A 26493-nucleotide genomic window follows, 5' to 3' on the forward strand; every position below is an offset into this window, starting at 1 on the left:
TTTCTTATCAGGAGTCGTCGTGAAATTGTTCCGTCACATCGTGTTGGGCGCAGCCGTGCTGCTTGCCCAGGTATCTTCTGCATCCGCAGCCGACGTCAAATTGCCGGTTGTCGCCAGCTTCAGCATCCTCGGCGACATCGTCGCCAATGTCGGTGGTGATCGCATCGCCGTGACCACGCTGGTCGGTCCCGATCAGGACGCGCACGTGTTTCAGCCTGCACCTGACCATATCAAGTCGGTCGCCCGCGCCAAACTGGTCGTCATCAACGGCCTTGGTTTTGAAGGCTGGATGGAACGCGTCGTGCAATCGGCCAACTATCGCGGCGACATCGTGGTCGCATCGAACGGCATCGCCGTGCGCGATCGCGTCAGCGATGAACATGATGCACATGACGGGCACGAAGGACATGACCATCATCACGGCAAGAACGACCCGCACGCCTGGCAAAATCCCGCCAACATCGTCGTCTATACGCGCAACATCGTCGCTGCGCTGAGCAAGCTCGATCCGTCCGGTGCATCGGTGTACCAGAAAAACGGCGACACCTACATCGCCAAGCTCAACGAGCTGGATCGCTGGGCGACCCAACAGTTTGCGCAGTTTCCCGAGGCCAAGCGCAAGGTGATCACTTCGCATGATGCGTTTGAATATTTCGGCGCGCACTATCAGGTCAAGTTCCTGGCGCCGCAAGGCGTGTCGACCGATAGCGAGCCGAGCGCAAAAGAAGTCGCCAATCTGATTCGTCAGATCCGCAAGGAAAAGATCCGCGCCGTCTTCATCGAAAACATGAGCAGCCCCAAGCTGCTGCAACAGATCAGCAAAGAAGCCGGCGTCACGCTGGGCGGCAAGCTGTATGCCGACGCGCTGTCGCAAGCGGACGGCCCGGCGCCGACGTATCTGAAGCTGATGCGCTACAACATCGAGCAGCTCTTGGCGCAGATGAAATTGAACTAGGTTGAATTGATTTCATGAATGGGCGGAATGCGCGGGGCAGGGAGCAAGCCTGCGTCGTCATGAAATCGTGACTTCGCGTATGCTGTCGTTTTCTTTATCACCCACAGAGGAGACGACAACATGGTCCACGTAGTTGCAATCATTACCGCCAAGCCCGGCAAGCGCGAAGAACTGTTGAAACTGGTGCACGCCAATCTGGCTGCCGTCCGCGCCGAACAAGGCTGCATCGACTACGGCCCGGTGATCGACGTACCAGGCTTTGGCGGCTCACAGGCAGAACTCGGCCCCGATACCTTCGCCTTCATCGAAAAATGGGAAAGCGCCGAAGCGCTCAAAGTCCATTTCACCCAACCGCACATGCTTGACTACCGCGAAAAGTCCAAAGACCTCATCGCGGCGCGCGCCGTTCACGTGCTGGAATCGGCCGAGTAAATCTTGCTTGGATCGTAGGCGGATGCCTGTCCCATCTGCATCAGCCACGAGATAAAGGTTTTCAGAGCATTGCCGGTGTTGGCGTTGCCTCCATCGGCAATTCTATGCAGCATGTGGAAGCCCTGGCCGTGTAACACCACTTCCGGAAACAGCTGGCGCAAGCGGCCGTGCGACAAGTCGTCGTCGACCAGCGCCAGCGATCCCATTGCAATCCCCAGATCCGTCGACGCCGCCTGCAAGCTCAGGAAAAAATGCTCGTAGCTGGTTCCCTGCAACTTCTTCTTCACCGGCACACCCGCCTTGATCAGCCATTGCTGCCACGCATCTGCGCGCACGCTCAGATGGATCAATGATGCCTGCAGCAAGTCCGCCGGTTTGTTGATCGGATGTAATTCAAGATAATGCGGCGATGCCAGCGGCGCCGAGACGTCATCCAGGAAGCGCACGCATTCAAAGCCGCTGCGTTCCAGCGGGCTGCGCCACAGCACCACGTCGAAGGGGTCTTTGACGTCTTCAAAGTGTTCCGACACCGTGGTCGTCACGCGCACCTCAATACGCGGGTTGTCGATCTGAAACTGTGACAGGCGCGGAATCAGCCAGCGCATCGCCACCGAGGGCGCAGTGATCACGCGCACGATACGATTCTTGCCGGTCAGCGTCAGTTGCTCTGCCGCCATGGCGATGCGGTCGAGGGCGGCGCGCACTTCCGTATAGAACACTTGCGCCGCTTCCGTTGCTTCCACGCCACGCGGAAGACGAATAAACAACGGTTGGCCGAAATGTTCTTCCAACAATTTTATTTGCTGACTCACTGCACTATGCGTGATATGCAATTCATGTGCGGCAATCGTCAAACTCCGCGTGCGCGCTGCTGCTTCGAACACTTTAAGGGCCTTCAGCGGCGGTAGGGAAATGCTCATGGTGTTAGTTTTTCTTATAGTGATGTCGGAAAATATTGCTTTTTAATGTCGGAGGCAGCCCCTATTCTCACTATCACTGCAACGTTATTTATGTGAAAGAAAGAAATGTCTACTTATCAATCTGCCGGTTTTTCTAATAATTTACAGAGTTTGCTGGAAGCTTTCCAGTTCTTTGTCGAACGCGCTTTTTCATCGTCCAAGCCAGCCATGAATGGCCCTTTGTTCGACCTCAACGACGCACCGTACCTGGAAGGCGCCGTCAATCACGCTGACATGGAACGCCGTCTGCGTGAACTCGATCGCAGCCATCTGCTGGCTTTGTCGCAACTGCAATCGCAAATCTGATAGATAAATCGGAGCAATACAGCGGATGCAAGACAGTCGTAAAGACTGAATGATATTGGCGTGATGCCAGAGATGTTAAAAATGCTGCGCGCATCTCGATCTGACACTGACGATCGGGTTTGAAGCGACAGGAGAACGAGCCGGAAGCAATCTTGCCGTACCGGCTCACAGCAAACAGATGTCGCCCCCAGATGTCCCTCTGCGGGAAGACGATATCGAAGCGACGCTCATGAAGAATCATGATGATGCGTCGCTTTCATCCAGCAAAAAGGCGTCCGCAAAGGGCGCCCTTGTTTCCACCGAATATCCTGCCGGTACCGATGAGCGTAGTTAAAGTTCGCCGTCCGAACTCGCGGTCAGAATTTGTGCGTGATGCCGATTCCCAGGCCTGCCGGGCTTTGCCCGGTGGACAGGCCGGGGATCGCGTTGGCCGACAAGTTGTAGCTCGCCGTCTGCTCATTGTTGAGCTTGGTGAAAGCGCCCCACAGTTCGGTGCGCTTCGACAAGTTATAGCCATAGCCGATGGAGAACTGCTGCGCCCCGGATGCCGTGCCCGGCTTGCCGATGCCGCCGATGCCGGCTGTCGCATTGCCCTTGGAGCGTGCCGCCCGCACATACGAAGCGCGGAACTGGCCGCTGCCGATGTTGTGCGTCAGCGCCAGTTGCCATGCATCGCGGCGCAGATTGGTGCTGGCCGTCGGTTCATACCGCAGGCGTTCCCACGCAAAGCGTACGCGCGTGTTGCCGAAGGAATAGGCGGCACCGATCTTATGACCGGTATCCAGCGTGCCGGCTGCAAAATAATCCTTGTGCTGCTCATAGCCGTAGGCCAGATACAGCGGGCCGTTCTCGTAAGTCAGCAAGCCGGAAATCAGGCCCGGATTGGTCGTGGCCGTCTGTTCTTCGCGTGCTGCATAAGCGATGCGGCCGATCAGGCCGTTGAAATTCGGCGTTGAATACTGCACCAGGTTTTTCTGGCGACGATCGAACGATGCCGGCGACTGTGCATTGGCCGCCGTGGTGAAGCCGTTGCCCATGATGGAGTTGGAAGCAAAGATGCCTGCCGTAAAAGGATCGATCGCGTACACCGACACGAAGCGATAAGGCGACTCATACTGCCCGGCGAAAATCTCCCCCAGGCTGCCGCGCAAGCCGACATTGTCATTGCGATCGGCGAACGAACCGCTGCCGGTATCGACGCCGACGTTCGACTCAATCTGGAAAAATGCCTGCAAGCCGCCGCCCAGATCTTCCACCCCCTTGAAACCGAGCACCGACAAGTTGTTCGATATGCGTCCCATGCGCCCGATACCGCCATTGGCGCCGCCGGCCCAGACGCTTTCTGCATCCACTTTCAAAAAACCATACATCGTTACGGTATCGCTCTGCGCTGCCGCTGATGCCGCCGCCGAAGTCAGTCCCGCCGTGATCAAGCCCTTCATCGTCCGATTGATTGCCTGTTTCATCCCTGAATCTCCTCCATAGAGTTGTTGTCGATGTTTTTCTTGTTTGGAGAAAATAATAATTCATATAAATTTATATGTATACGCATAAATTAAATTTGAATTTATTTGATTTTATGGGAATCAATTGAGTGGGTGAGATAGATAACATCACCGTGGCCCCACCAAACAGACAGGCGCCAGCGGCGTTGAAACGACGGAAGGGTAAAAGAAAAGGTGCCGGTCGGAAGACGGGCGCCTTTGGCAGGAAGGGAGAGAAGCGAAGGCTTACGCCTGATGTTCCTTGATCATCTCCAGCACATGAATGCTCAGGCGCGTGGTGTGATTGCGCATCGCCAGGTAAGCCTTCTCCGGATCGGACGCAAGAATCGCCGCGATGATCGCATCGTGTTCTTCGTGCGACACCGTCAGGCGCTTGTCGACGCCGGCCTGTGCGGCGCGGAACATCGCCAGGCGGTCACGCAGATTTTCAATCGTGTCGGCCAGGCTCTTGTTGTGTGCGCCGGCACAGATCAGGTTGTGGAATTTCTTGTTTAGCGCCAGATAGCCGGCGTCGTCACCGTTGGCGACACATTCCTGGCTTTGCAGATGGACCAGCTCCAGCTGTTTCTTTTGCACCGCGCTCATGCGCTCGGCACAGATGCGGCAGCACAGGGCTTCCAGTTCGCACATGGCTTCCAGCATGTCGGCCAGTTCATCGACGCCGATGCTGGTGACGATGCCGCCTTTGCGCGGCTTCAACTCAATCATGCCGCGCGCGGCCAGCTCGCGCAGCGCCTGGCGGATCGGGGTGCGCGACACTTTAAAGCGTTCGGATAGAGCGATTTCTTCCAGCGCGGAGCCGGGTGGCAGCACGCCGCTGATGATTTCGTCGGTCAGGGTGCGATAGATGCGAAGAGAGATGGTTTCCATTCTTGCGTTCTCGGTTTTTATGGGGTGCTGCAGATGATTCAGTTTGTGATGCAGATGGCTATATTTTACATCGCTTGCACTATAGCAAAAATCTATACCTGTAGCTGGATAAGAGCAAAAGTATCTAATTATATTTTAATGAATACATTTATAAATTAAAGTATACATATAAAAAATCCATGAGTAGAATCAGCCATTGTGTATATCCAGTATTTTGCTTTCATCTACTCATATAAAGAGGAGGCTGCACCATGGCTAACAAACTGCGTCACATCGCTATCTCCGTTCCCGATCCCTGGAAAACGGCCGAGTTTTATCAGCAGGCTTTCGGCTTCAAGAAGGTCGGCGAGACCGATTCTTCCCTGGCGCGCGGCGTCTACCTGAGCGACGGCACCATGTCGCTGGCGCTGCTGAACTACAAGACCGACGAAGCCGCCGGCGACCGTGGCCGCGAGTTCGTCGGCCTGCATCACATCGGCGTCTGGGTCGACAATATCGTCGATGCGCGCAAGGACGTCGAACAAGCGGGCGGCGAGTACTACATGGGTGAAGTGCCGGTCAAAGGCAACATCTTCTACGAAGTCAAATACAAGGATCCCGACGGCGTCATCTGCGACCTGACCGACCACGGCTGGGGCGGCGCGTCCAAGGATGGTCCCGCAGCGGGCGCCAAAAGCGACGGTCCGGCCTTGCGTCATCCGGATCTGACGGCGGACCGCAGCGGTCTGTAATTTCCGGCTTCAATGTCATTGCGCCCGGCTGGTTCATCGGCCGGGCGTATGCATTTGTGCAGTACGGTGTGCGGTCAGCGCGTCACGACGTGCTGAAGCGGATCGCCTGCCTGGAGTGCTGAGAGGTTTTCTTCAAACATCCGCAACTGCGCCTGCAACGCCTCCGGCGAACGGCCCGAGATATGCGGCGTCAGCAACAGGTTGTCGAGCGTGCGAAACGCCTCCGGTATCGCCGGCTCGCCCTCGACCACATCCAGCGCCGCGCCGGCAATACGCTTGCTCGCCAATGCGTCAATCAACGCCGCCGTATCAACCACGCTGCCGCGCGCGATATTGATCAGAAAAGCCTGCGGCCCCAGGGCTTGCAGCAAATAGCGATTGACCAGATGCCGCGTTGCCGCTCCTCCCGGGCAGGCCAGGATCAGATAGTCGCTGCGCGCGGCCAGCTCCAGCGGCGTGGCGCAATATAGATAAGGCACATGCTCGCGCACATGGCGGGCGTGATACGCCACTTCCATATCGAAGGCCGCCGCACGGCGTGCGATCTGCTCGCCGATATTTCCCAGGCCGACGATGCCGAGCCGCTTGCCGTTGACGGTCGGGCGCGCTGCGCGATTGCTCTCCCAACCGCCGTCTTTGACGGCGGTATCGAGCAAATGCAGCCCGCGCGATACCGCCAGCATCAGCGCCATGGCGTGATCGGCGACGGTGGCGTTGTTGGCGCCGGGGGCGTGGGTGACGGCGATGCCGAGTTCTCCGGCGGCAACCAGATCGACGTTCTCATACCCCGCGCCAAAGGCGCTGACCAGTTTCAGTTGCGGCATCGCCTGCATTTGCGCGCGGGTCAGGCCGGTTGATCCGTTGGTCAGGACGATGCTGACTGAGTGCAGCTCTTTATTGTCCCAATCGATTCCTTTCGGCGCGTAGCGCACGGCCGGCAGCGCCGGGTTATCGCGCAACTGCGCCACCAAAGCGTCGGCCAGCGGAATCAGGATCAGCAATTCAAGGGAAGAGGGCATCGACATTCTCATCAAGGTTGGCAAAATCGAAAAGCCATATGAATACATAGCGATTCTTATGTATAAAAATTTTTACATATTTGTATTGCAATGTATACGTATAAGTTTTAATGTATTCATATTGATTGTTCTGAAATGCTTAAATTTTTTGAGGGGAAGCGATCTTGGCTTGGTATGCGATTGCAACGTATGTGCAAAACGAGGGCGGGCAGGCGCGTCCGGCGTTGGTGCTGGAAATGCTGGACGAGGTTCTGTTCGATCTGGCGGAAGTCGTCAAGGCCAGCCGCAGCAGCGGTCTGGCGGCCAGTGAGGTCAGCAGCGTATCGGCGCTGATCGGCGCCTGGGATGTGCAGAACGCACAGCTGAAAAACCTGGCAGAGCTGCTGCCGAGTCTGGTCGCCGCCGGTGCGGTGAAGCCGCTCGACAAGTCAGCCTACAAACTGGCGGCGCCGTTCGTGCCTGGCCGTATCTTCGCCACCGCGTCCAACTACTACGATCATGCCGCCGAGATGGGTACCGAGCTGGCGCCGCGTGCCGAGAGTTCGCCTTATTGCTTCATGAAGGCGGAAACCAGCGTTACCGCCACCGAGACCGAGGTCGTCATGCCGGGCAATACCGAAAAGCTCGATTGGGAAGTGGAACTCGGCGTCATCATCGGCCGCCGCTGCAAGAACGTCTCCGTTGCCGAAGCCTATGACGTTATCGCCGGCTACACCGTGTTCAACGACATCAGCGCACGCGACCTCAATCGCCGAAGCGACTATCCCTTCAAGCATGACTGGTTCCGCGGCAAGAGCTTTGACACCTTCGGGCCGATGGGGCCGTGGATCGTGCCGCGCGACTGCATCGCCGATCCGCAGAAGTTGCGCATGCAGTTGCAGGTCAATGGCGAAATGATGCAGGACGACACCGCCGAAGGCATGATCTTCAATATCGCCGAGCAGATCGCCTACCTGTCCGGCATTCTCACTCTGCAGCCCGGCGACCTGATCGCCACCGGCACGCCGGATGGCGTCGGCATGGGACGCGGTGTCTATCTCAAGCCGGGCGACGAAATGATTGCTTCCATCGAGCGCATCGGCAGCATCCGCAACAAGGTTGTCGCCGCCGCACTTTGATAACGACGCAAAGAAGCTCGCTTAAGCGGTACATGCAGCATTCAACGGAGAATGTGATGGTCATCAGCAAGTGCATCAAGAAGTTTCTGGTTTCTGTAGTGATCGGTTCGTGCTGTGCCGCACCTGCGGTTGCAGCGGACAAGGTGAAATTCAATCTGGCATGGCTGCCGCAAGGCAGCACCGGCGGCATCCTGGTGGCGATCGCCAAAGGCTTCTACGCTGAAGCCGGTCTGGATGTCAGTGCCGTGCGTGGTTACGGCGGACAGCGCACCGTCAATGAAATCGATCAGGGCCTGTTTGAATTTGGTTACGGGGATCCGATCAGCGTCATGCTCAATCGTGCGCAAGGCGGCAAGACCGTGATGGTCGGCACCATCAACACGCGCTGGCCGGCAGCGCTGTGCTACATCGACAAACCAGAGCGCAAGCTGCAAAAGCCGGCCGACCTCAAAGGCCTGTCGCTCGGCGGCGGTGCTGCGTCGCCTTTGCAAAACATCGTGCCGAACTGGCTGCAAGCCAACAAGCTGCCGGCCGATCACATCAAACTATTACGCCTCGATCCGTCGGTGATCAATTCATCCTTCCTCGAAGGCCGCATCGATCTGGCCGAGTGCTGGGAAGGCGCCAACAAGCCCATCCTCGAAGCACTGCTGCAAAAGGACGGCAAGAAGCTGGGCTGGATGCGTTACCGCGATTTCAACCTCAACCTCTACGGCAACGGCATCGTCACCACCGAGAAGCTGGTAGCGAGCAATCCCGATCTGGTCAGGCGCTTCGTGCAGGCGACGTATCGCGGATTCGATTATCAACGCACCCACGCCAAGGAAGCCGCCGACGCCATCGCCTCGCAACAAAAGCTGATGGACAAGGGCATCCTGTTGCAGCAAATTACCGAGACCAATCAGATCATCGAGGACCCTGAAGCAGACAATAAGAAGCTAGGCTGGATGCGCGCCGACCGTATGCAGGCAACCGTCGATTTTGTAAAGAAAGCATTCAATCTGCAAGCGCCTATCAAAGCGAACGATATCTACACCAACAAGTTCGTCGAGTAGGCGTCATTGAGCAAATCAAGGAGGAAATGAAATGACAGCAATGCGGGAAACAATACGCCCAAAACGCCTCGGCCATCTGGTGCTGGCCGTGCGCGACATTCAGGCATCGGTCAAGTTCTACACCGAGATTCTGGGCTTGCAGGTGTCCGACTGGATCAGTGATCAGATGGTTTTTTTGCGCGCCGGCACCGATCACCACGATCTCGCGCTGTCGCAGATTCCCAAGGATTCGCCGGACATCGACGACCTGCCGCGTTACAGCCGTCCCGGCATGGAACACTTTTCCTATCTGGTGGAGGACCGTGCCGAAATGGATCGCGCGGCCGAGTTCCTGCAAGAGAAGGGCGTCGAAATCGTGCGCGGCATCGGCAAGCACGGTCCCGGTGAAAATCTGTTCCTGGTCTTCAAGGATCCGGACGGCAACAACGTCGAAATCTACTGCGAGATGACACAGATCACGCCAGAGACAAAATACGAACCCAAGGTCTGGGAGCGCAACATCGATTCTTTCGATCAGTACCACTTCAAGCATTTTGTGGTGCCGCCGCCGCAGGCCGTGATCGACGCCAAGACCAACAAAAAATAAACCAATAAAAGCATGCGGATTCTTCAGTCGGCTGCTGCAACGCAGCCGGCATGGGAGCGTGCGCGCCAACGATTGTAAAAACCGAAAGCAGGAGGAGACAAATGAAACGCTGGATAGAGGCCATCGTTTTCTGGGGCGCGTTTGCGCTGTTGTGGGAGTACGGCGTTGCCGCGCTCGGCGTGCGGCGTTATCTGCTGCCGCCGTTGAGTGCGGTGGTGCTGGCCGGCTGGGACGCGCGCGACATGGTCGTCAGCGACACCTGGGTGACGTTGACCGAGGTGCTGGTTGGCTTCGTTGCGGCAGTGGCCGGCGGCGTGCTGCTGGGCATGCTGATTCATTTCAGCGACTTCACGCGACGCACCTTGTATCCCTTCATCGCTGCGCTGCAGAGCATGCCGAAGATCGCGCTGGCGCCGCTGATGATCGTGTGGTTCGGTTACGGCTTTGCTTCCAAGATCGCGGCGACTTTCCTGTTTGCTTTCTTCCCGGTGGTGATTGCCACGCTGGGCGGCTTGTCCGGCATCGCTGCCAATCTGGACGAACATTTTCGCGCACTGGGCGCCTCGCGCTGGGACACCTTCTGGCGTTTGCATGTGCCGGCAGCGCTGCCGAGCTTTATCGACGGTATCAAGATCTCCATGCCGCTGGCGGTGATCGGCGCCATTGTCGGCGAGTTCATCGGTTCGGAAGAAGGCCTCGGCCATCTGATCACGCTGGCGACCGCCAACGCGAAGACGGATCTGATGTTTGCCGCGATTTTGGTGATCACGGTGCTGGCGACTTTCCTGTACTGGATTGTGGAAGTGGTGTCGCGCCTGGTGTGGTGGCGCGGGAAGGCGGTGTAACGATGGGACAGACAATGACGCTCAGAAACCTGAAAGCCGTACCTGCGGAAGAATCCATGAACGAAGCCGGTGCCATCTGCGTACGCAATGTACTGAAACGCTACCCTGGCAAGCATGCCGTCAATGCGCTTGAAGACGTCTCGCTGACGATCCGCGAACGTGAATTCGTCTCCATCCTTGGCCCCAGCGGTTGCGGCAAGAGCACCTTGCTGCGCATCGTCGCCGGTCTGGTGCCGCACAACGAAGGCGACGTGCTGGTCAACAACAAGCCGGTCAAAGGACCGTCGCCGGAGATCGGCGTGGTCTTCCAGACCAGCAACATGTTGCCGTGGCTAACGGTGGAAAAAAACATGATGCTCGGTGCGCAACTGCGCAAGTTGCCGGCAGAACAGACCGCAGAAAAAGTGCGCGATCTGATCAAGATGCTCGGCCTGTCCGGGTTTGAGCAGAACCATCCGCACCAGCTCTCGGGCGGCATGCGCCAGCGCGCTTCGATCGGCCAGATCCTCGCGCTTGATCCCGGCATCCTGCTGATGGACGAACCGTTCGGCGCGCTTGATGCCCTGACGCGCGACCTGCTCAACGTCGAACTGCTGCGCATCTGGCAAGAGCGCATGCAGACCGTGATGCTGATCACGCACAGCATCCAGGAAGCAGTCTTCCTGTCGGATCGCGTGCTGGTGATGTCGGGGCGCCCGGGGCGCATCCTGCATGACATCAAGATCGACCTGCCGCGTCCGCGCCTGCCGGAAAACATCAAGGGCAATCCGCGCTACGGCCAGTACATCGCCGAAATCAGCAAGATCATGGGAGTGTACTGATGCGCGACAAGGTCTTTCCCGGACTGCCGGATCAAAGCGCAGACGCCTTGCTGGCGCTGGGGCCGGTCTGGCGCAAGGACATCAATCGTCATCGCCAGGCCGTGGTCGACATCTATACGCCGTTGCACAGTGCCGTCGGTAAGGACGGCATCATCGTCACGCGCGACATCGCCTATGGTGAACACGTGCGTCAGAAGCTTGATGTCTATCTGCCGGCTGGCGACTCCACGCAGCGGCGTCCGGTGGTGATGTTTGTCCATGGCGGCGCTTTCTTGCGCGGCAACATGAATTCCAACGAGCAGATTTATGGCAATGTGCTGTACTACTTTGCGCACCAGGGCATGGTCGGCATCAACGTTGAATATCGTCTCGCACCGGAAGCTCCTTATCCGGCCGGTTCTGACGACGTTGCCGCCGCAGTGGCATGGGCCAGAGCGCACGCGCATGAATACGGCGGCGATCCGGATCAGATCATCCTGATCGGTCACTCCGCGGGCGGCGCACATGCCGCCAGTTACATCGCCGATCCGCGCGTACGTCCGGCGGCGGGGCATGGCGTGGCCAAGCTGGTGTTGATCAGCGCACGTCTGCGTGCTGATGTGCATGCAGACAACCCCAATGCCGGCGGTGTCAGGGCGTACTGGGGCGAGGATGCTGAGTTGTACGAGCAAGTCTCACCGGTGACCTATGCGGCCAACATCGACGTGCCGCTGATGATCGCCATTGCCGAGCATGAAAATCCCTATCTCGATATCTATGCCGCGGAGCTGTTCTGGCGCGTTGGCCAGGCGCGCGGCCGTACGCCGCGTTTCGTGCAGGTGCGGCATCACAACCACACCTCCATCGTCGCCCACATGGATACCGGCGACGACGTGCTGGGCCGGCAGATTCTGGACTTTATCGAAACCGCCGACCGTTGGTGATCCGGTGGTCAACATTTCATTCTGAGAAAACGCTTATGAACCATGCATCTTCCGCACTATCCGGCGTGTTCGCGCCTGTTGTCACACCGTTCAAGTCCGACCTCAGCGTCGACGCCGACTTGTTCGTCCGTCACAGTCGCTGGCTGCTGAGCCAGGGCGCAGGGCTGGCTATCTTCGGTACCAATAGCGAAGCCAATTCACTGACGGTCGCCGAGCGCAGGCAACTGCTCGACCGCCTCATCAGCGAAGGAATAAATCCCGCACGCATGTTGCCGGGCACCGGCTGCTGCGCCCTCGACGATACCGTCGCGTTGACGCGCCACGCCGTTGACGCCGGTTGCGCCGGCGTGCTGATGCTGCCGCCGTTTTACTACAAGGGCGTTTCCGACGATGGCCTTTACAAGTATTACGCCGACGTTATTGCACGCGTCGATTCGCCCAAGCTCAGGCTTTACCTGTATCACATCCCGGCCTTCACCGGCGTGCCGATCACGCTGAACTTGATCGAACGTCTGATCACGGATTTCCCGGAGACCGTGGTCGGCATCAAGGACAGTTCCGGCGATTGGGGCAACGTCGCCGCGATGCTGAAAGCGTTTCCCGGATTTGCGATTTTCCCGGCGTCCGAATCCTTCCTGTCGCGCGCGCGTCCGCTGGGTGCGGCTGGTTGTATTTCGGCTACCGCCAACATCAATCCAGCCGGCATCAGCAAGCTGTGCGCCGACTGGGACAAGGACAACGGCGCGCAATTGCAGCAGCAGGCCGACGCCGTGCGCCAGACCTTCCAGAAATATCCGATGATCGCTGCACTCAAGTTCGCTACCGCGCATTACAGCGACAACCCGGCGTGGGAAAACGTTCGTCCGCCGCTGAGCGGCCTGCATGCGCAGCACAAGTTGCAATTGCTGGATGAACTGAAGCAGATCGGTTTCGGCATGCCGGGATTGGCAGGCTGATGAGTACTACTGCAATGCAAGCCAAGCCGCTGGGGAAATATCCTTACGTCAAACGCGCCGGCGATTACCTCTTCGTCTCCGGCATGAGTGCGCGGCTGGCTGACGGCAGCGTGCCCGGTGATGTGCGCGAACAGACGCATGTCGTCATCGGCAAGATCCGTGACGCCTTGCACACGCTCGATGCCGATCTCGCCGATTGCGTCGCCATCACCAGTTATCTGGTGAACATGCGTGACTTCGACGGCTACAACGGCGTCTATGGCGAATATTTCAGCGAGCAGGGGCCGACGCGCACGACCGTGGCAGTGCATCAACTGCCGCATCCCGACATGCTGGTCGAGTTGACCGCAACCGCTTACAAACCACTCAAGTGAACAAGATGAACGAAGTGATTTCCGATCAGGCGCTTGACCGCCTGTTTCGCCAGGCGCGTACGCAAAATGGCTGGTTGCCGGTGGATGTCAGCGACGATGAGCTGCAGCAGATCTATGCGTTGATGAAGCTGGCGCCGACCAGTGCCAATTGTTCGCCGGCGCGTATTTTATTTTTGCGTAGCGAGGAGGCGAAAGAGCGGTTGCGACCGGCGCTGAATCCCGGCAACGTCGACAAGGTGATGACCGCGCCGGTGGTGGCGCTGATTGCTTACGACACGCAATTCTATGACTTGCTGCCGCAGTTGTTTCCGCACAATCCGGGCATGCGCGATCTGTTTGCGTCCAAGCCGGTGCTGGCCGAAGCCACCGCGTTTCGTAACAGCAGCCTGCAGGGCGCTTACCTGATGCTGGCAGCGCGCAGCGTCGGGCTCGACGTCGGGCCGATGTCGGGTTTCGATGCGGATCAGCTCAATGCGATCTTCTTCCCCGACGGCCGCTATCGCGTCAATTTCCTGTGCAATCTCGGTCACGGCGATAGCAGCAAGTTGTTTCCGCGCAGTCCGCGTCTGTCGTTTGAGCAGGCATGCCAGCTTCTTTGATTTTCTGATTCGGTGATTGATCATGCAATTTCTTCCTGAACTGATTTCCTATCTTCTCCTTGGTGCAGGCACCGGCATCCTTGCCGGTTTGCTTGGCGTCGGCGGTGGCACCGTGATCGTTCCGGCGCTGGTGTTCATCTTCGCCGCGCACGGTTTCCCGTCGGAGTACGTGCAGCACATGGCGCTGGCGACCTCAATGGCATCGATCCTGTTCACCTCGATCTCCAGTCTGCGCGCGCACCATGCGCGCGGTGCGGTGGACTGGGCGATCGTCCGGCGCATCACGCCCGGCATCATGCTTGGGACGCTGCTCGGTGCGTGGCTGGCGGCGCAGATGTCGAGCCAGTTGCTGAAGATGATCTTTATCGGTTTCGCCTATTTCGTCGCGGTGCAGATGCTGCTCAATCTGAAACCGAAGGCCAGCCGGCAGTTGCCGCAGACGCCAGGCTTGCTGAGTGCCGGCGGCGCCATCGGCGTGTTCTCCAGCTTCGTGGGCATTGGCGGCGGCACCTTGTCGGTACCGTTCATGACCTGGTGCAACGTGCAGTTGCACACGGTGATCGGCACATCGGCGGCACTGGGTTTCCCGATCGCATTGGCGGGCACGGCCGGCTTTGTCGTCAACGGCTTGCGCATCGAGAGTCTGCCGTCGCCGAGTGTGGGTTTCGTCTATCTGCCGGCACTGATCGGGATTGCCGTGGCGAGCGTATTCACGGCGCCGCTGGGCGCGCGGATGGCGCATGCCTTGCCGGTGACGAAGCTGAAAAAACTGTTTGCACTCATGCTGATTGCCGTCGGCACCAAGATGCTGACAGGCATGCTGTAGATCGGCGATGTTCTTCGAGGATCCGTCGGGCAACCTGCTGGAGTTCAAGGGTTTTGCCTCGATGAACAGGATTTTCGCGAAATGAAATTGACATAAATGCCTGCTATATTGGATGACAAGGTGAGGGTTTCTTTTGTCGCAGCTTTTGGCCGTTCGCGGTCGTTGTCGATATAAAGTTGTCGCCGCTCAACAATGCTTTCGGGCATTGAGGAGGCGACGCACATTTGCGCATTTGCATCCGTTGTATCCATTGCGTCTGCTGCATCACTCAGGGGAAATATCATGCTGTCCTCACTTCGGACCCGCCTTATCGTTATTTGCGTTCTGATCGTGGCGTTCGCCATGATTGCCTTAAGCGCTGCCAATATCTACGGTGTGCGGCGCGACACTCTCGACACCCTGAATACGGAGATGGAGCAACTGACGGATAGTCATGCTGCAAACATTGCCGACTGGGTTCGCAGCAAACGCACCATCACTGGATCGATGAAGCAGGCGCTCAAGCAGAGTGACGTGGTGCCTATCATTGCCGCGGCCAAAGAGGCGGGTGCTTTTGACGACGCCTACATCGGCTATCCGGACAAACGCATGCTGGCCTTGCACGATATGCCGCCGGGCTATGACCCGACCGGGCGACCCTGGTATGTGCAGGCGGTCAATGCCGGTGCGCCGGTGCTGACGGCGCCCTATGTCGACGCGACAACCGGCAAGCTGGTGGTGACCTTTGCAGAAGCCGTTGGCGGCAAGAGCGATCTCAAAGCGGTGGTCGGATCCGACGTGCAGCTTGATAATGTTGTTCGCAATGTCGCCGGCATCAAACCGACACCGGGCAGCTTTGCCTTCATCGTCGGCAAGGACGGTGTGATCATTACGCACCCGAACAAGGAGCTGGCGTTGAAGCCGATCTCTGCGCTGGATCAATCGCTGACGCCGCAAGCGTTGGCGGCAATGGGGCAGCAGGGCGGTGAGGCGAGAATCAACGGCGTCCGGGTATTGCTCTTCGTACGCGCGATCGAAGGCACGGACTGGTCGCTGGTCGTGGCGTTGAACTATGCGGAAGCAACGCATTCGATCCGCTCTCTGATTGTCACGTCGGCGATCGCCGCGATTCTTGCGATTGCCGCCGCCGCGGTGTTGCTGACATGGACCATCACCAGCTTGCTGAAACGGCTTGGACTGGTGCGTGATGCGCTGGAAGATATCGCGTCCGGCGAAGGCGATCTGACTTGTCGTCTCAATGCGGAGGGACGTGATGAGTTGTCTCAGATTGCCGGCGCTTTCAATCGCTTCACAGGAAAGATCGCTGCGACATTGCTGGAAATCCGTCACGCGAGCGAGTCCGTTAAAACCTCGTCGAGCGAAATCGCCAGCGGCAATCTCGATCTGTCCGGCCGCACTGAGCAGCAAGCCGGTTCACTGGAAGAAACCGCTTCGGCGATGGAAGAACTGACCTCCACCGTCAAGCAGAACGCAGACAACGCGCGTCAGGCCAACCAACTGGCGGTCTCCGCATCCGAAGTCGCGGTGCAAGGCGGAGCGGTGGTAGCGCAAGTGGTCGATACCATGGGATCGATCAATGCCTCTGCGCGCAAGATCGTCGACATCATCAGCGTGATTGACGGTATCGCTTTCCAGACCAATATCCTGGCTCTCAATGCCGCGGTAGAAGCAGCACGCGCCGGCGAGCAGGGGCGCGGTTTTGCGGTGGTGGCGTCGGAGGTGCGCAGCCTCGCGCAACGCAGCGCTACTGCGGCGAAAGAGATCAAGTCGTTGATTGACGCTTCGGTGCACGAAGTCGACGCTGGCAGTCAACTGGTCGAGCAGGCCGGCAACACCATGACCGAGGTGGTCTCCAGCGTGCGTCGTGTGACCGACATCGTCGGAGAAATCAGCGCGGCCAGCCAGGAGCAGAGTGCGGGTATCGCCGAGATCGGTCGCGCCATCACGCAAATGGATGAGGCCACGCAACAGAATGCTGCACTGGTGGAGCAAGCCGCTGCCGCCGCACAATCCTTGCAGGATCAGGCTGCGCATCTGGCCGAGGTGGTGGCCGAGTTCAAGCTGGAAGACAGGGCCGTTGCGCCAGTCGGTCGCACGACCAAGCGCACCGTCGATATCACGCCATCGGCACCGGCGATCAAAGCCAAGCCAGCAATCAAGAAAGAGGTCGCGAAGATCGCTGCCGCCAAGCCCGCCGGCGAGAGCAAGGCGATGAAAGCCGGCAGCGACGAGAACGGATCTTGGGAAGAGTTTTAAACGCGGCAACTAAAAATAAAAACGGCGTCGCGAAAGTAGCGACGCCGTTTTTTATGCGCGTAACGGCAATGCTTCTACGCCTGCTTCTTCAGCAAGTGCATGTCGCCGAACAGTTTTTGCATGCCGCTGTGGGCAATGAAGGTCAGATTGTAGGGATGCTCCGCGACGGCGCGCGGGAAGCGTTCCACCACCGGCAAACCATCCAGCTGTTCTGCGATCTTGCCCCACAAGACCAAGGTCGGCAGCGTCTTCTTGCCGGTTTCGGCATATTCCGCCAATCCTTTCAATACGGTTTCAAAGAATGGCTTCCAGGCCTTGGCATCCTTGACCGGCGCCACATGCGTACGGAACACCAGGCTGGCGTTGAGCAGCAGGAAGCCTTGCGCAGTCAGGTTGTCTTGCAGGTCGGACAGCGTCTGGATCGTGCCGGTGGTGTCGGCCTGCGCCTTGGCGGCGATGTCGAGCAGGGCGTCGCCGCTGGTTTTATCGACGGAGACCTGGCCGTCGGCGACCAGCAGCATCTTCATGAAGTTGCGCAGTGAAGTGGCACGGTTGACTTGTTTGGACAAGCCCTTGTCCGACCACAACGAGCCGACCGCGCCGTCCATGAAGCACACGCCGGTGGCGCTGGCCGCGCGCGGGTAAGGGCCTTCACCGACCAATACGTAACGCACCTTGTCGATCGGCTGCAGGAAGGCGGCGAAGAGGCGTCCGTCCGTCGGCAGATAGGTGGTGTCCTCCACCAATGCGGGCAGATAGGCCGGATCTTTGTCGGCGATGGCTTGCAGACCGGTTTTCAGGATAGCTTGCCAGGAAGGATCGGCAGAGGCGCAAAGATCGAGCAGGGCGGAAGGAACGGTAGCCGGCATGAAAGATGTCTTGTGAATGGAGTCGGTAAATAAAAAGCTGCCCGCATGATACGCCAATGCGAAATCAATACGGGCAGCTTCGGGTGCTTCGTTCTATTTTAATGAATGAGTGAAACGCATCAGGCTACCGCGATGTTATCGTCACCCGCAGCACCAAACAATTGCTGCTTGAGCTGATGCAGCTGATCGCGCACCTTCGCTGCCTTTTCGAACTCCAGGTTCTTGGCGTGATCCAGCATGAGTTTTTCGAGGCGCTTGATTTCCTTGCTGACTTGCTTCTCGCTCATTGCTTCGTAGTTGGCCTGCTCTTGCGCGACCATCAGTTCGACACGCGCTTCCTGCGGGCTGTAGACGCCGTCGATGAGTTCCCGGATTTCCTTCTTGATGCCCATCGGCGTGATGCCGTTGGCTTCGTTGAAGGCAACCTGCTTGGCCCGGCGGCGTTCGGTTTCGCCGATGGCGCGGTGCATCGAGTCGGTGACCTTGTCGCCATACAGGATCGCCATGCCGTTGAGGTTACGCGCGGCGCGGCCGATGGTCTGGATCAGACTGCGTTCGGACCGCAGGAAGCCTTCCTTGTCGGCATCAAGAATCGCCACCAGCGACACTTCGGGAATATCCAGACCTTCGCGCAGCAAGTTGATGCCGACCAGCACGTCGAAGGTGCCGAGACGCAGATCGCGGATGATTTCCACGCGTTCGACGGTGTCGATATCGCTATGCAGATAACGTACCTTGATGCCGTTGTCGCTCAGGAATTCCGTCAACTGTTCGGCCATGCGCTTGGTCAATGTCGTCACCAGCACGCGCTCGTTCTTTTTGACGCGGATGGTGATTTCCTGCATCAGATCGTCGACCTGCGTGGTGGCAGGGCGCACCTGAATCAGCGGATCAACCAGGCCGGTCGGACGCACCACTTGCTCGACCACCTGATCGGCATGGGTGTTTTCAAAATCCGCCGGCGTGGCCGACACGAACACGGTCTGGCGCAACTTGCTCTGGAATTCATCGAACTTCAGCGGGCGATTATCCAACGCCGACGGCAGGCGGAAACCGTAGTCGACCAGGTTGGTCTTGCGCGCGCGGTCACCGTTGTACATGCCGTTCAACTGGCCGATCAGTACGTGCGACTCGTCGAGGAACATGATCGCGTCTTGTGGCAGGTAGTCAACCAGCGTCGGCGGCGGTTCACCGGCCTTGGCGCCGGACAGATGGCGCGAATAGTTTTCGATGCCTTTGGTGAAGCCGATTTCGGTCATCATCTCGATGTCGAAGCGGGTGCGCTGTTCGAGACGCTGCTCTTCAATGAGCTTGTTTTCCTTGCGGAAAAATTCCAGGCGCTCGCGCAGTTCGTCCTTGATGGTCTCAATGGCGCGCAGCACAGTGGCGCGCGGCGTGACGTAGTGCGAACCGGGATAGACGGTGAAGCGCGGAATCTTCTGGCGCACACGGCCGGTCAGCGGGTCGAACAATTGCAGACTGTCGATTTCGTCGTCGAACATTTCGATACGCACCGCCAGTTCGGCATGTTCCGCCGGGAACACGTCGATGGTGTCGCCGCGCACGCGGAATGTGCCACGGCCGAAGTCGACTTCGTTGCGCGAGTATTGCATCTGGATCAGGCGGGCGATGACGTCGCGCTGGCTGACCTTGTCCTTGGCGCGCAAGGTCAGGATCATCTGATGGTATTCATTCGGATTACCGATACCGTAGATCGCGGAAACAGTTGCCACAATCACAACGTCGCGGCGTTCCATGAGCGATTTGGTGCAGGACAGGCGCATCTGTTCAATATGCTCGTTGATCGAGGAATCTTTCTCGATGAACAAGTCGCGCTGCGGCACGTAGGCTTCCGGCTGGTAATAATCGTAGTAGCTGACGAAATATTCGACCGCGTTCTGCGGAAAGAACTCACGAAATTCGCTATATAACTGCGCCGCCAGCGTTTTGTTCGGGGCGAAGATGATCGCAGGCCGGCCGAGGCGGGCGATGGTGTTGGCCATCGTGTAGGTCTTGCCCGAACCTGTGACGCCCAGCAAGGTCTGGAAGAACAGGCCGTCGTTGACGCCCTCGACCAGCTTGTCGATTGCTGCAGGCTGATCGCCGGCAGGCGGGAAGGGCTGGTACAGGCGGTACGGCGAACCCGGGAAAGTCAGGAACTTACCCTCGTCGTGAGTAGGGGCAACGGTACTTAAGGGGGATAAATCAGCCATTGTCATTCGACCTTTGGTAAAATTATGCGTTGCAAAACGGTGCTCGGCTCGCGGCTTTGCCCTGCATCCATCCCGACTGCAATCCACATTTGCAGCTAACTTTTTATGTTATCACGATGAACGCACCTCTCTCAGCCTCCTCCCTTTTCACCGCCATCGAAATGGCGCCACGCGACCCTATTCTCGGCATCACGGAAGGTTTCAATGCCGACAAGAATCCAGGCAAGACCAACCTCGGTGTTGGCGTCTACTACGACGATAACGGCAAAGTGCCGCTGCTGGAATGCGTGAAAAAGGCGGAAGCTGAACTGGCTGCCAAACTGGCTCCGCGTACTTATTTGCCGATTGATGGTCTGGCAACCTACGACAAGGCAGTCCAAGAACTGGTATTTGGTGCCGACAGCGCGGTTGTTCAAGAGAAGCGTGCACTGACTGTGCAAGCTCTGGGCGGTACTGGTGCACTGAAGCTGGGCGCCGACTTCCTGAAGCATTTCTCGCCGGCAGGCACCCAGGTCTGGATCAGCGATCCAAGCTGGGAAAACCACCGTGCCCTGTTTGAAATGGCGGGCTTCACCGTCAACAATTATCCGTACTACGACGCGGCTACCCGCGGCGTGAATTTCGCCGGCATGCTGGATGCACTGAAGACCATGGCCGCAGGTTCGGTCGTGCTGCTGCACGCGTGCTGCCACAACCCGACCGGCGCCGATCTGACTGCCGATCAATGGACGCAAGTGATTGAAGTCGTGACTTCGCGCGGCCTGATTCCTTTCCTCGACATGGCTTACCAAGGCTTTGGCGACGGCATCGAAGAAGACGGCAAAGTGGTGCGCCGCTTCGCAGAAGCCGGCGGCCCGCTGTTCGTGTCGAACTCGTTCTCGAAGTCGTTCTCGCTGTATGGCGAACGCGTTGGTGCATTGAGCATCGTCGCCGCCACCAACGAAGAAGCCGGCCGCGTGCTGTCGCAATTGAAGCGTGTCGTCCGCACCAACTATTCTAATCCGCCAATCCACGGTGGTCAGGTTGTCGCGACTGCGCTGGCATCGCCGGAACTGCGCGCACTGTGGGAAAGCGAACTGGCCGAGATGCGCGTGCGCATTCGTGAAATGCGCCAGCTGCTGGTTGCCAAGCTGAAAGAAAAAGCACCGTCGCATGATTTCGATTTCGTCATCAAGCAACGCGGCATGTTCTCGTACTCGGGTCTGACGAAGGCGCAAGTCGAACGCCTGCGTAACGAGTTCTCGATCTATGCTGTCGACACCGGCCGTATCTGCGTCGCTGCGCTGAATACGAAGAACATCGACGCCGTCGTCGACGCCATCGCTAAAGTCCTCTAAATAGGGAAGCGCATTCCGGCCTGAAAAATGGTCGGGATGCAAAAAGGTTTTGACAGTAAGTAAAATTCCGGTCATAATCTTTTTCTCAGCTGTTCCCTGATAGCTCAGTCGGTAGAGCGACGGACTGTTAATCCGCAGGTCCCTGGTTCGAGTCCAGGTCGGGGAGCCAAAAAATTCGAAAAGCCTCGCATCCGTGCGGGGCTTTTTCAATTTCGATAGAAGTGAAATAGTCTTCTTCGGAATGCATTTTTCTGATGCCACACAGTGAGTGAAAGTGTGGCGGCATGATGTGAACCAAAGTTGTTAATTTCTTCTGCAAAGTTCTGGCGGGGAAATAAAAATTAGTTCATAATCGCGCCCTCAGCTGTTCCCTGATAGCTCAGTCGGTAGAGCGACGGACTGTTAATCCGCAGGTCCCTGGTTCGAGTCCAGGTCGGGGAGCCACAAAATTTGAAAGCCTCGCATTCGTGCGGGGCTTTTGCTTTTGCCGGTCGGAATTGTGTCTGGCATGAAAGTCGCATAAGCATATTCAGTGAAGTTAGTTGACTTCGTTATCTGTATCGAATATAACTACAGTATGAAGTCGAGTCGATTTGCCGTGGCGGCACACATATTGGTCAGCGTCGAGCACGCGACCCGGGAGGGGAAAGAGTTTCTCCCCTCATCTGCCATTGCGACCAGCGTGAATACCAATCCTGTGTTTGTGCGCGAATTGCTGTGCAAGCTGTCAAAAGCACATTTGGTGGTAACAAAGGAAGGTCGGGGCGGTGGTGCGCAGTTGGCGCGGCCCGCATCGCAGATCAGTCTGGCGGAGATTTATCAGGCGGTGGAAGAGGAGCCTGTGCTGAAGCACAATACGCGTCCCAAGGATTTATGCTGCCCCGTCAGCTGTGGTATGGACATGGCGCTGGAGCCAGTCATTACCGAAGTGGAAGGTGCGATGCTGAAAATATTGAAGGGCAGAAAGCTGTCCGAGCTTGTGAACAAAATTTCAGACGAAGTCGAATCTTAGGGCCTGTTAACAATTAATTTGCGAGTGCGAACGCGCGGCAGGCGTTGATTGCCTAGGCGCAGCGACGCGACGTAGCGGCACTACGGCAAGGAGCTGCAACAACGGCAGGCGACGCCTGCAGCCGTTCCCGAAGGGTTGCTGCCAGAAAGCGCGCTGGCGGCGTTGCATGGCTTACAGGTGGGCCCACCACCTGCTACGCCACGCGCCTTGCCAGCACGCTTTCTGGCAGCAACGCATCTCGCAAATTAATTGTTAACAGGCCCTAGGCTTCGCATATAACGAGACAAGTTGCATCTGAAAAGAAGGATCCTCTGAGGTCCTAATTTTTACCTCATAACTGTCATTAAAAATAAGACAGTTTAAATAATCAAGCGATGTCGATGGTATTTCTTCGGCATCACAGGCGACGAAACAAGGACGTAAGCGAATGCAGTCAGTGCAACCGGCTCAAGCCGTTTGCCGGAGCAGCATTTGATCAAGATTAATCAGCTCGACGCTGGGGCGGCGTAAGAGCAAACAGAGTTCAGGAGTTTTACATGGAAAAGAATATCGCGGTAGGCGGCGTGCAGGAAGGCGTTGCACACGATCCGCTCAGTGCGGCCGAAAACGCGGCGTCGCCGTTGCGCTCGTGGCTGTCGGTGGTATCGGTGGCGATCGGCGCGTTTGCGTTCGTCACGACTGAGTTCTTGCCGGTCGGCTTGTTGCCGCAAATCGCGCACGACCTCGGCGTTTCGCCAGGCACTGCCGGACTGATGGTGACGACGCCTGGTGTGGTCGCGGCCATTTCGGCGCCAGGACTGATGTTGGGCGCGGGGCGCATCAATCGTCGTTTCATTTTGCTGATGTTGTCGGTGTTGTTGCTGGCATCGAATCTGGTGTCGGCGTTTGCGCCTTCATTTGGCGTGATGCTGCTGGGCCGTGCGTTATTGGGTGCTGCGTTGGGCGGTTTCTGGACCCTGGCGCTGGCCACTGCAGGACGTCTGGTCAAGCAGGAGCATGCAGCGAAAGCAACCGCCATGATTTTGAGCGGCGTGACTTTTGCCACGGTGATCGGTGTGCCTTTGGGTACGTTCATCAGCGGTCTGTCGTCGTGGCGCGCTTCGTTCATCGCTACCGGTATTCTGGCGGCGCTGGCGCTGGCGGCTCAGACCTTGTTGTTGCCGTCCTTGCCTTCCAAGGCGGCGATCCGCTTCCGTGATCTGACCACGCTGGTGAGCCGTGCGAATCCGCGCAAGAGTCTGCTGATGGTGGCACTGGTGTTCGGCGCGCACTTTTCGTCGTACACCTATGTCGCACCTTTCCTCGGTCAGAACGGTTTCAGCCTGTCGGCAATCACGACCGTGCTGCTGGCGTTCGGCTTTGTCGGCTTTGTCTCCAATCTGGCGATCTCGGCAGTGGTGACACGTCATCTGCAGGCGTCGCTCTTCGGCATGGTGGTCATTCTGATGATCGCATTGCTTTGTCTGCCGCTGGTGCATGCTTCCAGCTTTGGTGTGACGGCGATGGTGATTGCGTGGGGTATTGCCTTCGGTGCGATTCCACTATGCCTGAGCATCTGGCTGCAACTGTCGTCGCCTGATTTGCCGGAAGCCGGTTCGGCGCTGTTCGTCAGCATCGTGCAGGTCGCCATTGCGGTCGGCTCGTTTGTTGGTGGCGTGGTAGTGGATGCAGTTGGCATTCCTTCCACCATGTGGCTGGGTAGTGCGCTGGGATTGTTGGGGTTGGTGGTGATCGCCAGCTTCGGGATAAACAACAAGAATCTTGCTGATACCCTTCACAAGTAATTGAGTAAATGAAAGGCTTGCAGATCAAACGCTGCAAGCCTTTTTTATTTCTACTATCTTAGGGCCTGTTAACAATAGAGCAGGAGAAAACGATGAACGCCAGAACAGTCAAGATCCCCGGCCCAGATCATCCGATCGTTATTGAGCCGACCGATGCGCACATTGTTGTGACCTTGGGTGGTCATGCCGTCGCGGATTCCACTTCCGTACTAGTGCTGCGCGAGGCGGCATATCCGCCGGTGTATTACATCCCGCGCAAGGACGTGAACATGTCGCAGCTGGAGCGTACCGATCACAATACCTACTGCCCTTATAAGGGGGAGTGCTCTTACTACAGCATTCCCGCCGGCGGAGGGCGCTCGGTCAATGCGGTCTGGAGTTATGAAGAGCCCTATCCTGCCGTTGCGGCGATCAAGGGTCACATGGCTTTTTATCCTGATCGCGTTGATGCCATCAGCGTGCAGGACGCAGACTGAGATTGTCTCGTGGCGAGCAGAATCGCCGGTGACCGGTGACTAGCTTCAGGCCTTGCTGCGCAGCGTCTTTGCCAGGTCAGATAGCTGATAGGGCTTGTTGAGGAAAGAAAAGCCGGCCACGCCGCCCTGAGTCGCGCTCAATCCGGGAAGCGGGTATCCCGATGCCAGGATGATTTTTGTATCCGGGTATTGTTCGCGCGTCAGTCGCGCCAGTTCTACGCCGCTGATACTGTTGGGCATGACGACGTCGCTGAAGAGGATGTCGATCGGTGTGCGCTCCAGCACTGCCAGCGCTTCCGCACCGCTGGTGGCGGTCAGGGCTTCGTAGCCGAGTGTGCGGAAGAGTTCTGCCGTGACCTCCAGCAAGTCCAGTTGATCATCGACGATCAGCACCGTCTCGATATCGAGGCGTCCCTCGTTGCGCTCGCGCGCTGCGTTACTTTCCACTGCCGGTAAATATACCGAAAAGCTTGAGCCGATTCCTGCTTCACTGGAGATGACGATATCGCCGCCCGATTGCGTGATGAAGCCGTAGACCTGGCTCAAGCCCAGGCCTGTGCCGTCGCCCGGCGCTTTGGTAGTGAAAAATGGCTCGAAGGCGCGCGCGGACACATCGGGTGTCATGCCGATTCCGGTATCCGAAACACGGATCTCGGCATACAGCCCGGCGGGCAGACTATTGACGGCTTTTTCTTTCAGGCGAATACGGTTGGTGCTGATCGCCAACTGGCCGCCATCCGGCATGGCCTGGCAGGCGTTGACGACGAGATTGAGCAACGCGGTTTCAAATCGTGCTGCATCGATATTGACCGGAAGTGGGGTGGAATCGATCTGGATCTTGAACTGGATCGAGGGGTTTCCGGCGCGTCGCAGCACCGACTCAAAATCGTTGATCAGTGCGTTCAGGTCATATTTTTCCGATTGCAATGGCTGTTGCCGCGCGAACGACAGCAATTGCTGTGTCAGGCTGGCGCCGCGCGAGATGGCGCGACGCATGCTGTCAAGCGTGCGTGAACCTTGCAATTCCGGATGCTGCGCCAGCAAGACATCCATGCCGCTTGAGGCAACCGCCAGCAAGTTGTTGAAGTCATGAGCGACGCCACCGGTGAGTTTTCCCAGCGCTTCCATTTTTTGCGATTGAAACAAGGCGGCGTTGGCCTGCGCCAGGGCGGCAGCGGCTTGCTGTTTTTCGGTGACGTCGCGCGTGATCTTGGCAAAGCCGATCAGCTCGCCATTTTTCTTCGTGATCGGGTCGATGACAACACTGGCCCAGAAGCGCGAGCCGTCTTTGCGTACCCGCCAGCCTTCGTCTTCGAATTTTCCTTCGGTGAGGGCAATGCGCAGTGCGCGCGTCGGCAGGCCGGCCTGGCGGTCTTCGTCGGTATAAAACCGTGAAAAGTGGGTGCCGAGAATTTCTTGTTCGGTATAGCCCTTGAAGCGTTCTGCGCCACTGTTCCAGGTGGTGACATTGCCATTGATGTCCAGCATGTAAATCGCGTAGTCGCGAATGGACGATACCGCCAGCTGAAAGCGCTGTGCTTCCGTCATTTCGGCGTCGTCTGGGAGTTCATCACCTGTCATCTGGCTCGTTCCTTCAAATGGTCGATCAGGCGAAAATTAGCGCCGATGATTGAAAAACCTGGCTGCAAGGACGCAAGAGTGCGTC

27 protein-coding genes and 2 tRNA genes are annotated in these 26493 nt (G+C 57.8%); 21 read left to right on the plus strand and 8 right to left on the minus strand.

Annotated elements, in window-relative coordinates; translation table 11 throughout:
* Positions 1 to 19: 19 nt before the first annotated feature.
* Together hmeg3_RS07955 and hmeg3_RS07960 are read left to right on the plus strand one after the other, a co-directional pair.
* Positions 20 to 955, plus strand: coding sequence for a metal ABC transporter substrate-binding protein (locus tag hmeg3_RS07955; protein ID WP_094563263.1), 936 nt, complete (start codon positions 20 to 22; stop codon positions 953 to 955).
* A 120-nt stretch (positions 956 to 1075) separates the two neighbouring features.
* Entirely contained in the window at positions 1076 to 1387 is a 312-nt protein-coding gene (locus hmeg3_RS07960; RefSeq protein WP_094563264.1) for a putative quinol monooxygenase, read from the plus strand.
* On the opposite strand, the gene hmeg3_RS07965 is transcribed toward hmeg3_RS07960, so the two are convergent.
* Entirely contained in the window at positions 1363 to 2307 is a 945-nt protein-coding gene (locus tag hmeg3_RS07965) for a LysR substrate-binding domain-containing protein (protein ID WP_094563265.1), read from the minus strand. The two genes, hmeg3_RS07960 and hmeg3_RS07965, sit on opposite strands and share 25 nt — an antisense overlap.
* A gap of 105 nt (positions 2308 to 2412) precedes the next feature.
* On the opposite strand from hmeg3_RS07965, the gene hmeg3_RS07970 reads away from it, so the two are divergent.
* Positions 2413 to 2652 (plus strand): hypothetical protein, encoded by a 240-nt coding sequence (locus hmeg3_RS07970; RefSeq protein ID WP_050476785.1) that lies wholly within the window; start codon positions 2413 to 2415, stop codon positions 2650 to 2652.
* 356 nt (positions 2653 to 3008) lie between these two features.
* Here the strand turns inward: hmeg3_RS07970 and hmeg3_RS07975 are convergent, their stop codons facing one another.
* Together hmeg3_RS07975 and hmeg3_RS07980 are read right to left on the minus strand one after the other, a co-directional pair.
* Positions 3009 to 4118, minus strand: coding sequence for a porin (locus hmeg3_RS07975; protein WP_232511925.1), 1110 nt, complete (start codon positions 4116 to 4118; stop codon positions 3009 to 3011).
* A 264-nt stretch (positions 4119 to 4382) separates the two neighbouring features.
* Entirely contained in the window at positions 4383 to 5027 is a 645-nt protein-coding gene (locus hmeg3_RS07980) for a GntR family transcriptional regulator (protein ID WP_094563266.1), read from the minus strand.
* Positions 5028 to 5278: 251 nt separating this feature from the next.
* Between hmeg3_RS07980 and hmeg3_RS07985 the strand changes: the two genes are divergently transcribed.
* Positions 5279 to 5758 carry a VOC family protein gene (locus hmeg3_RS07985; protein WP_094563267.1) on the plus strand — a complete coding sequence of 160 codons (480 nt, stop codon included), beginning with the start codon at positions 5279 to 5281 and terminating at the stop codon, positions 5756 to 5758.
* A gap of 74 nt (positions 5759 to 5832) precedes the next feature.
* Here the strand turns inward: hmeg3_RS07985 and hmeg3_RS07990 are convergent, their stop codons facing one another.
* Positions 5833 to 6777 carry a 2-hydroxyacid dehydrogenase gene (locus hmeg3_RS07990; RefSeq protein ID WP_094563268.1) on the minus strand — a complete coding sequence of 315 codons (945 nt, stop codon included), beginning with the start codon at positions 6775 to 6777 and terminating at the stop codon, positions 5833 to 5835.
* A 164-nt stretch (positions 6778 to 6941) separates the two neighbouring features.
* Between hmeg3_RS07990 and hmeg3_RS07995 the strand changes: the two genes are divergently transcribed.
* From hmeg3_RS07995 to hmeg3_RS08040, 10 genes are all read left to right on the plus strand, one after another.
* Positions 6942 to 7895, plus strand: coding sequence for a fumarylacetoacetate hydrolase family protein (locus hmeg3_RS07995; RefSeq protein ID WP_232511926.1), 954 nt, complete (start codon positions 6942 to 6944; stop codon positions 7893 to 7895).
* A 56-nt stretch (positions 7896 to 7951) separates the two neighbouring features.
* Entirely contained in the window at positions 7952 to 8950 is a 999-nt protein-coding gene (locus tag hmeg3_RS08000; RefSeq protein WP_232511927.1) for an ABC transporter substrate-binding protein, read from the plus strand.
* A gap of 31 nt (positions 8951 to 8981) precedes the next feature.
* Positions 8982 to 9536, plus strand: coding sequence for a VOC family protein (locus tag hmeg3_RS08005; protein WP_094563270.1), 555 nt, complete (start codon positions 8982 to 8984; stop codon positions 9534 to 9536).
* 101 nt (positions 9537 to 9637) lie between these two features.
* The gene (locus hmeg3_RS08010) at positions 9638 to 10381 is read left to right on the plus strand and encodes an ABC transporter permease (RefSeq protein WP_094563271.1); all 744 of its coding nucleotides are present in this window, start codon (positions 9638 to 9640) and stop codon (positions 10379 to 10381) included.
* Positions 10382 to 10395: 14 nt separating this feature from the next.
* Positions 10396 to 11202, plus strand: coding sequence for an ABC transporter ATP-binding protein (locus hmeg3_RS08015; RefSeq protein ID WP_232511928.1), 807 nt, complete (start codon positions 10396 to 10398; stop codon positions 11200 to 11202).
* Positions 11202 to 12125, plus strand: coding sequence for an alpha/beta hydrolase (locus tag hmeg3_RS08020; protein ID WP_094563273.1), 924 nt, complete (start codon positions 11202 to 11204; stop codon positions 12123 to 12125). The genes hmeg3_RS08015 and hmeg3_RS08020 overlap by 1 nt, the downstream gene beginning before the upstream one ends.
* A gap of 35 nt (positions 12126 to 12160) precedes the next feature.
* Complete coding sequence (locus tag hmeg3_RS08025; RefSeq protein WP_094563274.1) at positions 12161 to 13081, plus strand: dihydrodipicolinate synthase family protein; 921 nt, start codon at positions 12161 to 12163, stop codon at positions 13079 to 13081.
* A complete protein-coding gene (locus hmeg3_RS08030; RefSeq protein ID WP_094563275.1) occupies positions 13081 to 13455 on the plus strand; it encodes a RidA family protein in 375 nt (124 codons plus the stop codon). Before hmeg3_RS08025 ends, hmeg3_RS08030 begins: the two co-directional genes overlap by 1 nt.
* A 5-nt stretch (positions 13456 to 13460) precedes the next feature.
* On the plus strand, positions 13461 to 14054 hold the full coding sequence (locus tag hmeg3_RS08035) for a malonic semialdehyde reductase (RefSeq protein WP_094566206.1): 594 nt from the start codon (positions 13461 to 13463) through the stop codon (positions 14052 to 14054).
* 22 nt (positions 14055 to 14076) lie between these two features.
* Entirely contained in the window at positions 14077 to 14880 is an 804-nt protein-coding gene (locus tag hmeg3_RS08040) for a sulfite exporter TauE/SafE family protein (RefSeq protein WP_094566207.1), read from the plus strand.
* A gap of 44 nt (positions 14881 to 14924) precedes the next feature.
* Here the strand turns inward: hmeg3_RS08040 and hmeg3_RS24670 are convergent, their stop codons facing one another.
* Positions 14925 to 15131, minus strand: coding sequence for a hypothetical protein (locus tag hmeg3_RS24670; RefSeq protein WP_157739227.1), 207 nt, complete (start codon positions 15129 to 15131; stop codon positions 14925 to 14927).
* 31 nt (positions 15132 to 15162) lie between these two features.
* Between hmeg3_RS24670 and hmeg3_RS08045 the strand changes: the two genes are divergently transcribed.
* Positions 15163 to 17136, plus strand: a complete 1974-nt coding sequence (locus hmeg3_RS08045; RefSeq protein ID WP_094563276.1) for a methyl-accepting chemotaxis protein — start codon at positions 15163 to 15165, stop codon at positions 17134 to 17136.
* Positions 17137 to 17210: 74 nt separating this feature from the next.
* On the opposite strand, the gene hmeg3_RS08050 is transcribed toward hmeg3_RS08045, so the two are convergent.
* Both hmeg3_RS08050 and uvrB read right to left on the minus strand, forming a co-directional pair.
* Complete coding sequence (locus hmeg3_RS08050) at positions 17211 to 18005, minus strand: uracil-DNA glycosylase (protein ID WP_094566208.1); 795 nt, start codon at positions 18003 to 18005, stop codon at positions 17211 to 17213.
* Between the two features lie 119 nt (positions 18006 to 18124).
* Entirely contained in the window at positions 18125 to 20218 is a 2094-nt protein-coding gene (uvrB, locus tag hmeg3_RS08055; protein WP_094563277.1) for an excinuclease ABC subunit UvrB, read from the minus strand.
* A 116-nt stretch (positions 20219 to 20334) separates the two neighbouring features.
* Here uvrB and hmeg3_RS08060 point away from each other — a divergent pair, with 116 nt between their 5' ends.
* The 6 genes from hmeg3_RS08060 (at position 20335) to hmeg3_RS08085 (ending at position 24827) form a co-directional block, all read left to right on the plus strand.
* On the plus strand, positions 20335 to 21555 hold the full coding sequence (locus hmeg3_RS08060) for an amino acid aminotransferase (protein WP_094563278.1): 1221 nt from the start codon (positions 20335 to 20337) through the stop codon (positions 21553 to 21555).
* 93 nt (positions 21556 to 21648) lie between these two features.
* Positions 21649 to 21724, plus strand: a tRNA-Asn gene (locus hmeg3_RS08065).
* Between the two features lie 199 nt (positions 21725 to 21923).
* Positions 21924 to 21999 (plus strand) — tRNA-Asn (locus hmeg3_RS08070).
* An 88-nt stretch (positions 22000 to 22087) separates the two neighbouring features.
* Positions 22088 to 22567, plus strand: a complete 480-nt coding sequence (locus tag hmeg3_RS08075) for an Rrf2 family transcriptional regulator (protein ID WP_232511929.1) — start codon at positions 22088 to 22090, stop codon at positions 22565 to 22567.
* A gap of 536 nt (positions 22568 to 23103) precedes the next feature.
* Positions 23104 to 24351, plus strand: a complete 1248-nt coding sequence (locus hmeg3_RS08080; protein WP_094563279.1) for an MFS transporter — start codon at positions 23104 to 23106, stop codon at positions 24349 to 24351.
* Between the two features lie 92 nt (positions 24352 to 24443).
* Entirely contained in the window at positions 24444 to 24827 is a 384-nt protein-coding gene (locus tag hmeg3_RS08085) for a DUF427 domain-containing protein (protein ID WP_094563280.1), read from the plus strand.
* A gap of 45 nt (positions 24828 to 24872) precedes the next feature.
* Here hmeg3_RS08085 and hmeg3_RS08090 read toward each other — a convergent pair whose 3' ends face one another.
* Positions 24873 to 26408 (minus strand): PAS domain-containing sensor histidine kinase, encoded by a 1536-nt coding sequence (locus hmeg3_RS08090; protein WP_094563281.1) that lies wholly within the window; start codon positions 26406 to 26408, stop codon positions 24873 to 24875.
* Positions 26409 to 26493 lie beyond the last annotated feature (85 nt).

The organism is Herbaspirillum sp. meg3 (genome assembly GCF_002257565.1).
Taxonomy (GTDB): Bacteria; Pseudomonadota; Gammaproteobacteria; order Burkholderiales; family Burkholderiaceae_D; genus Herbaspirillum.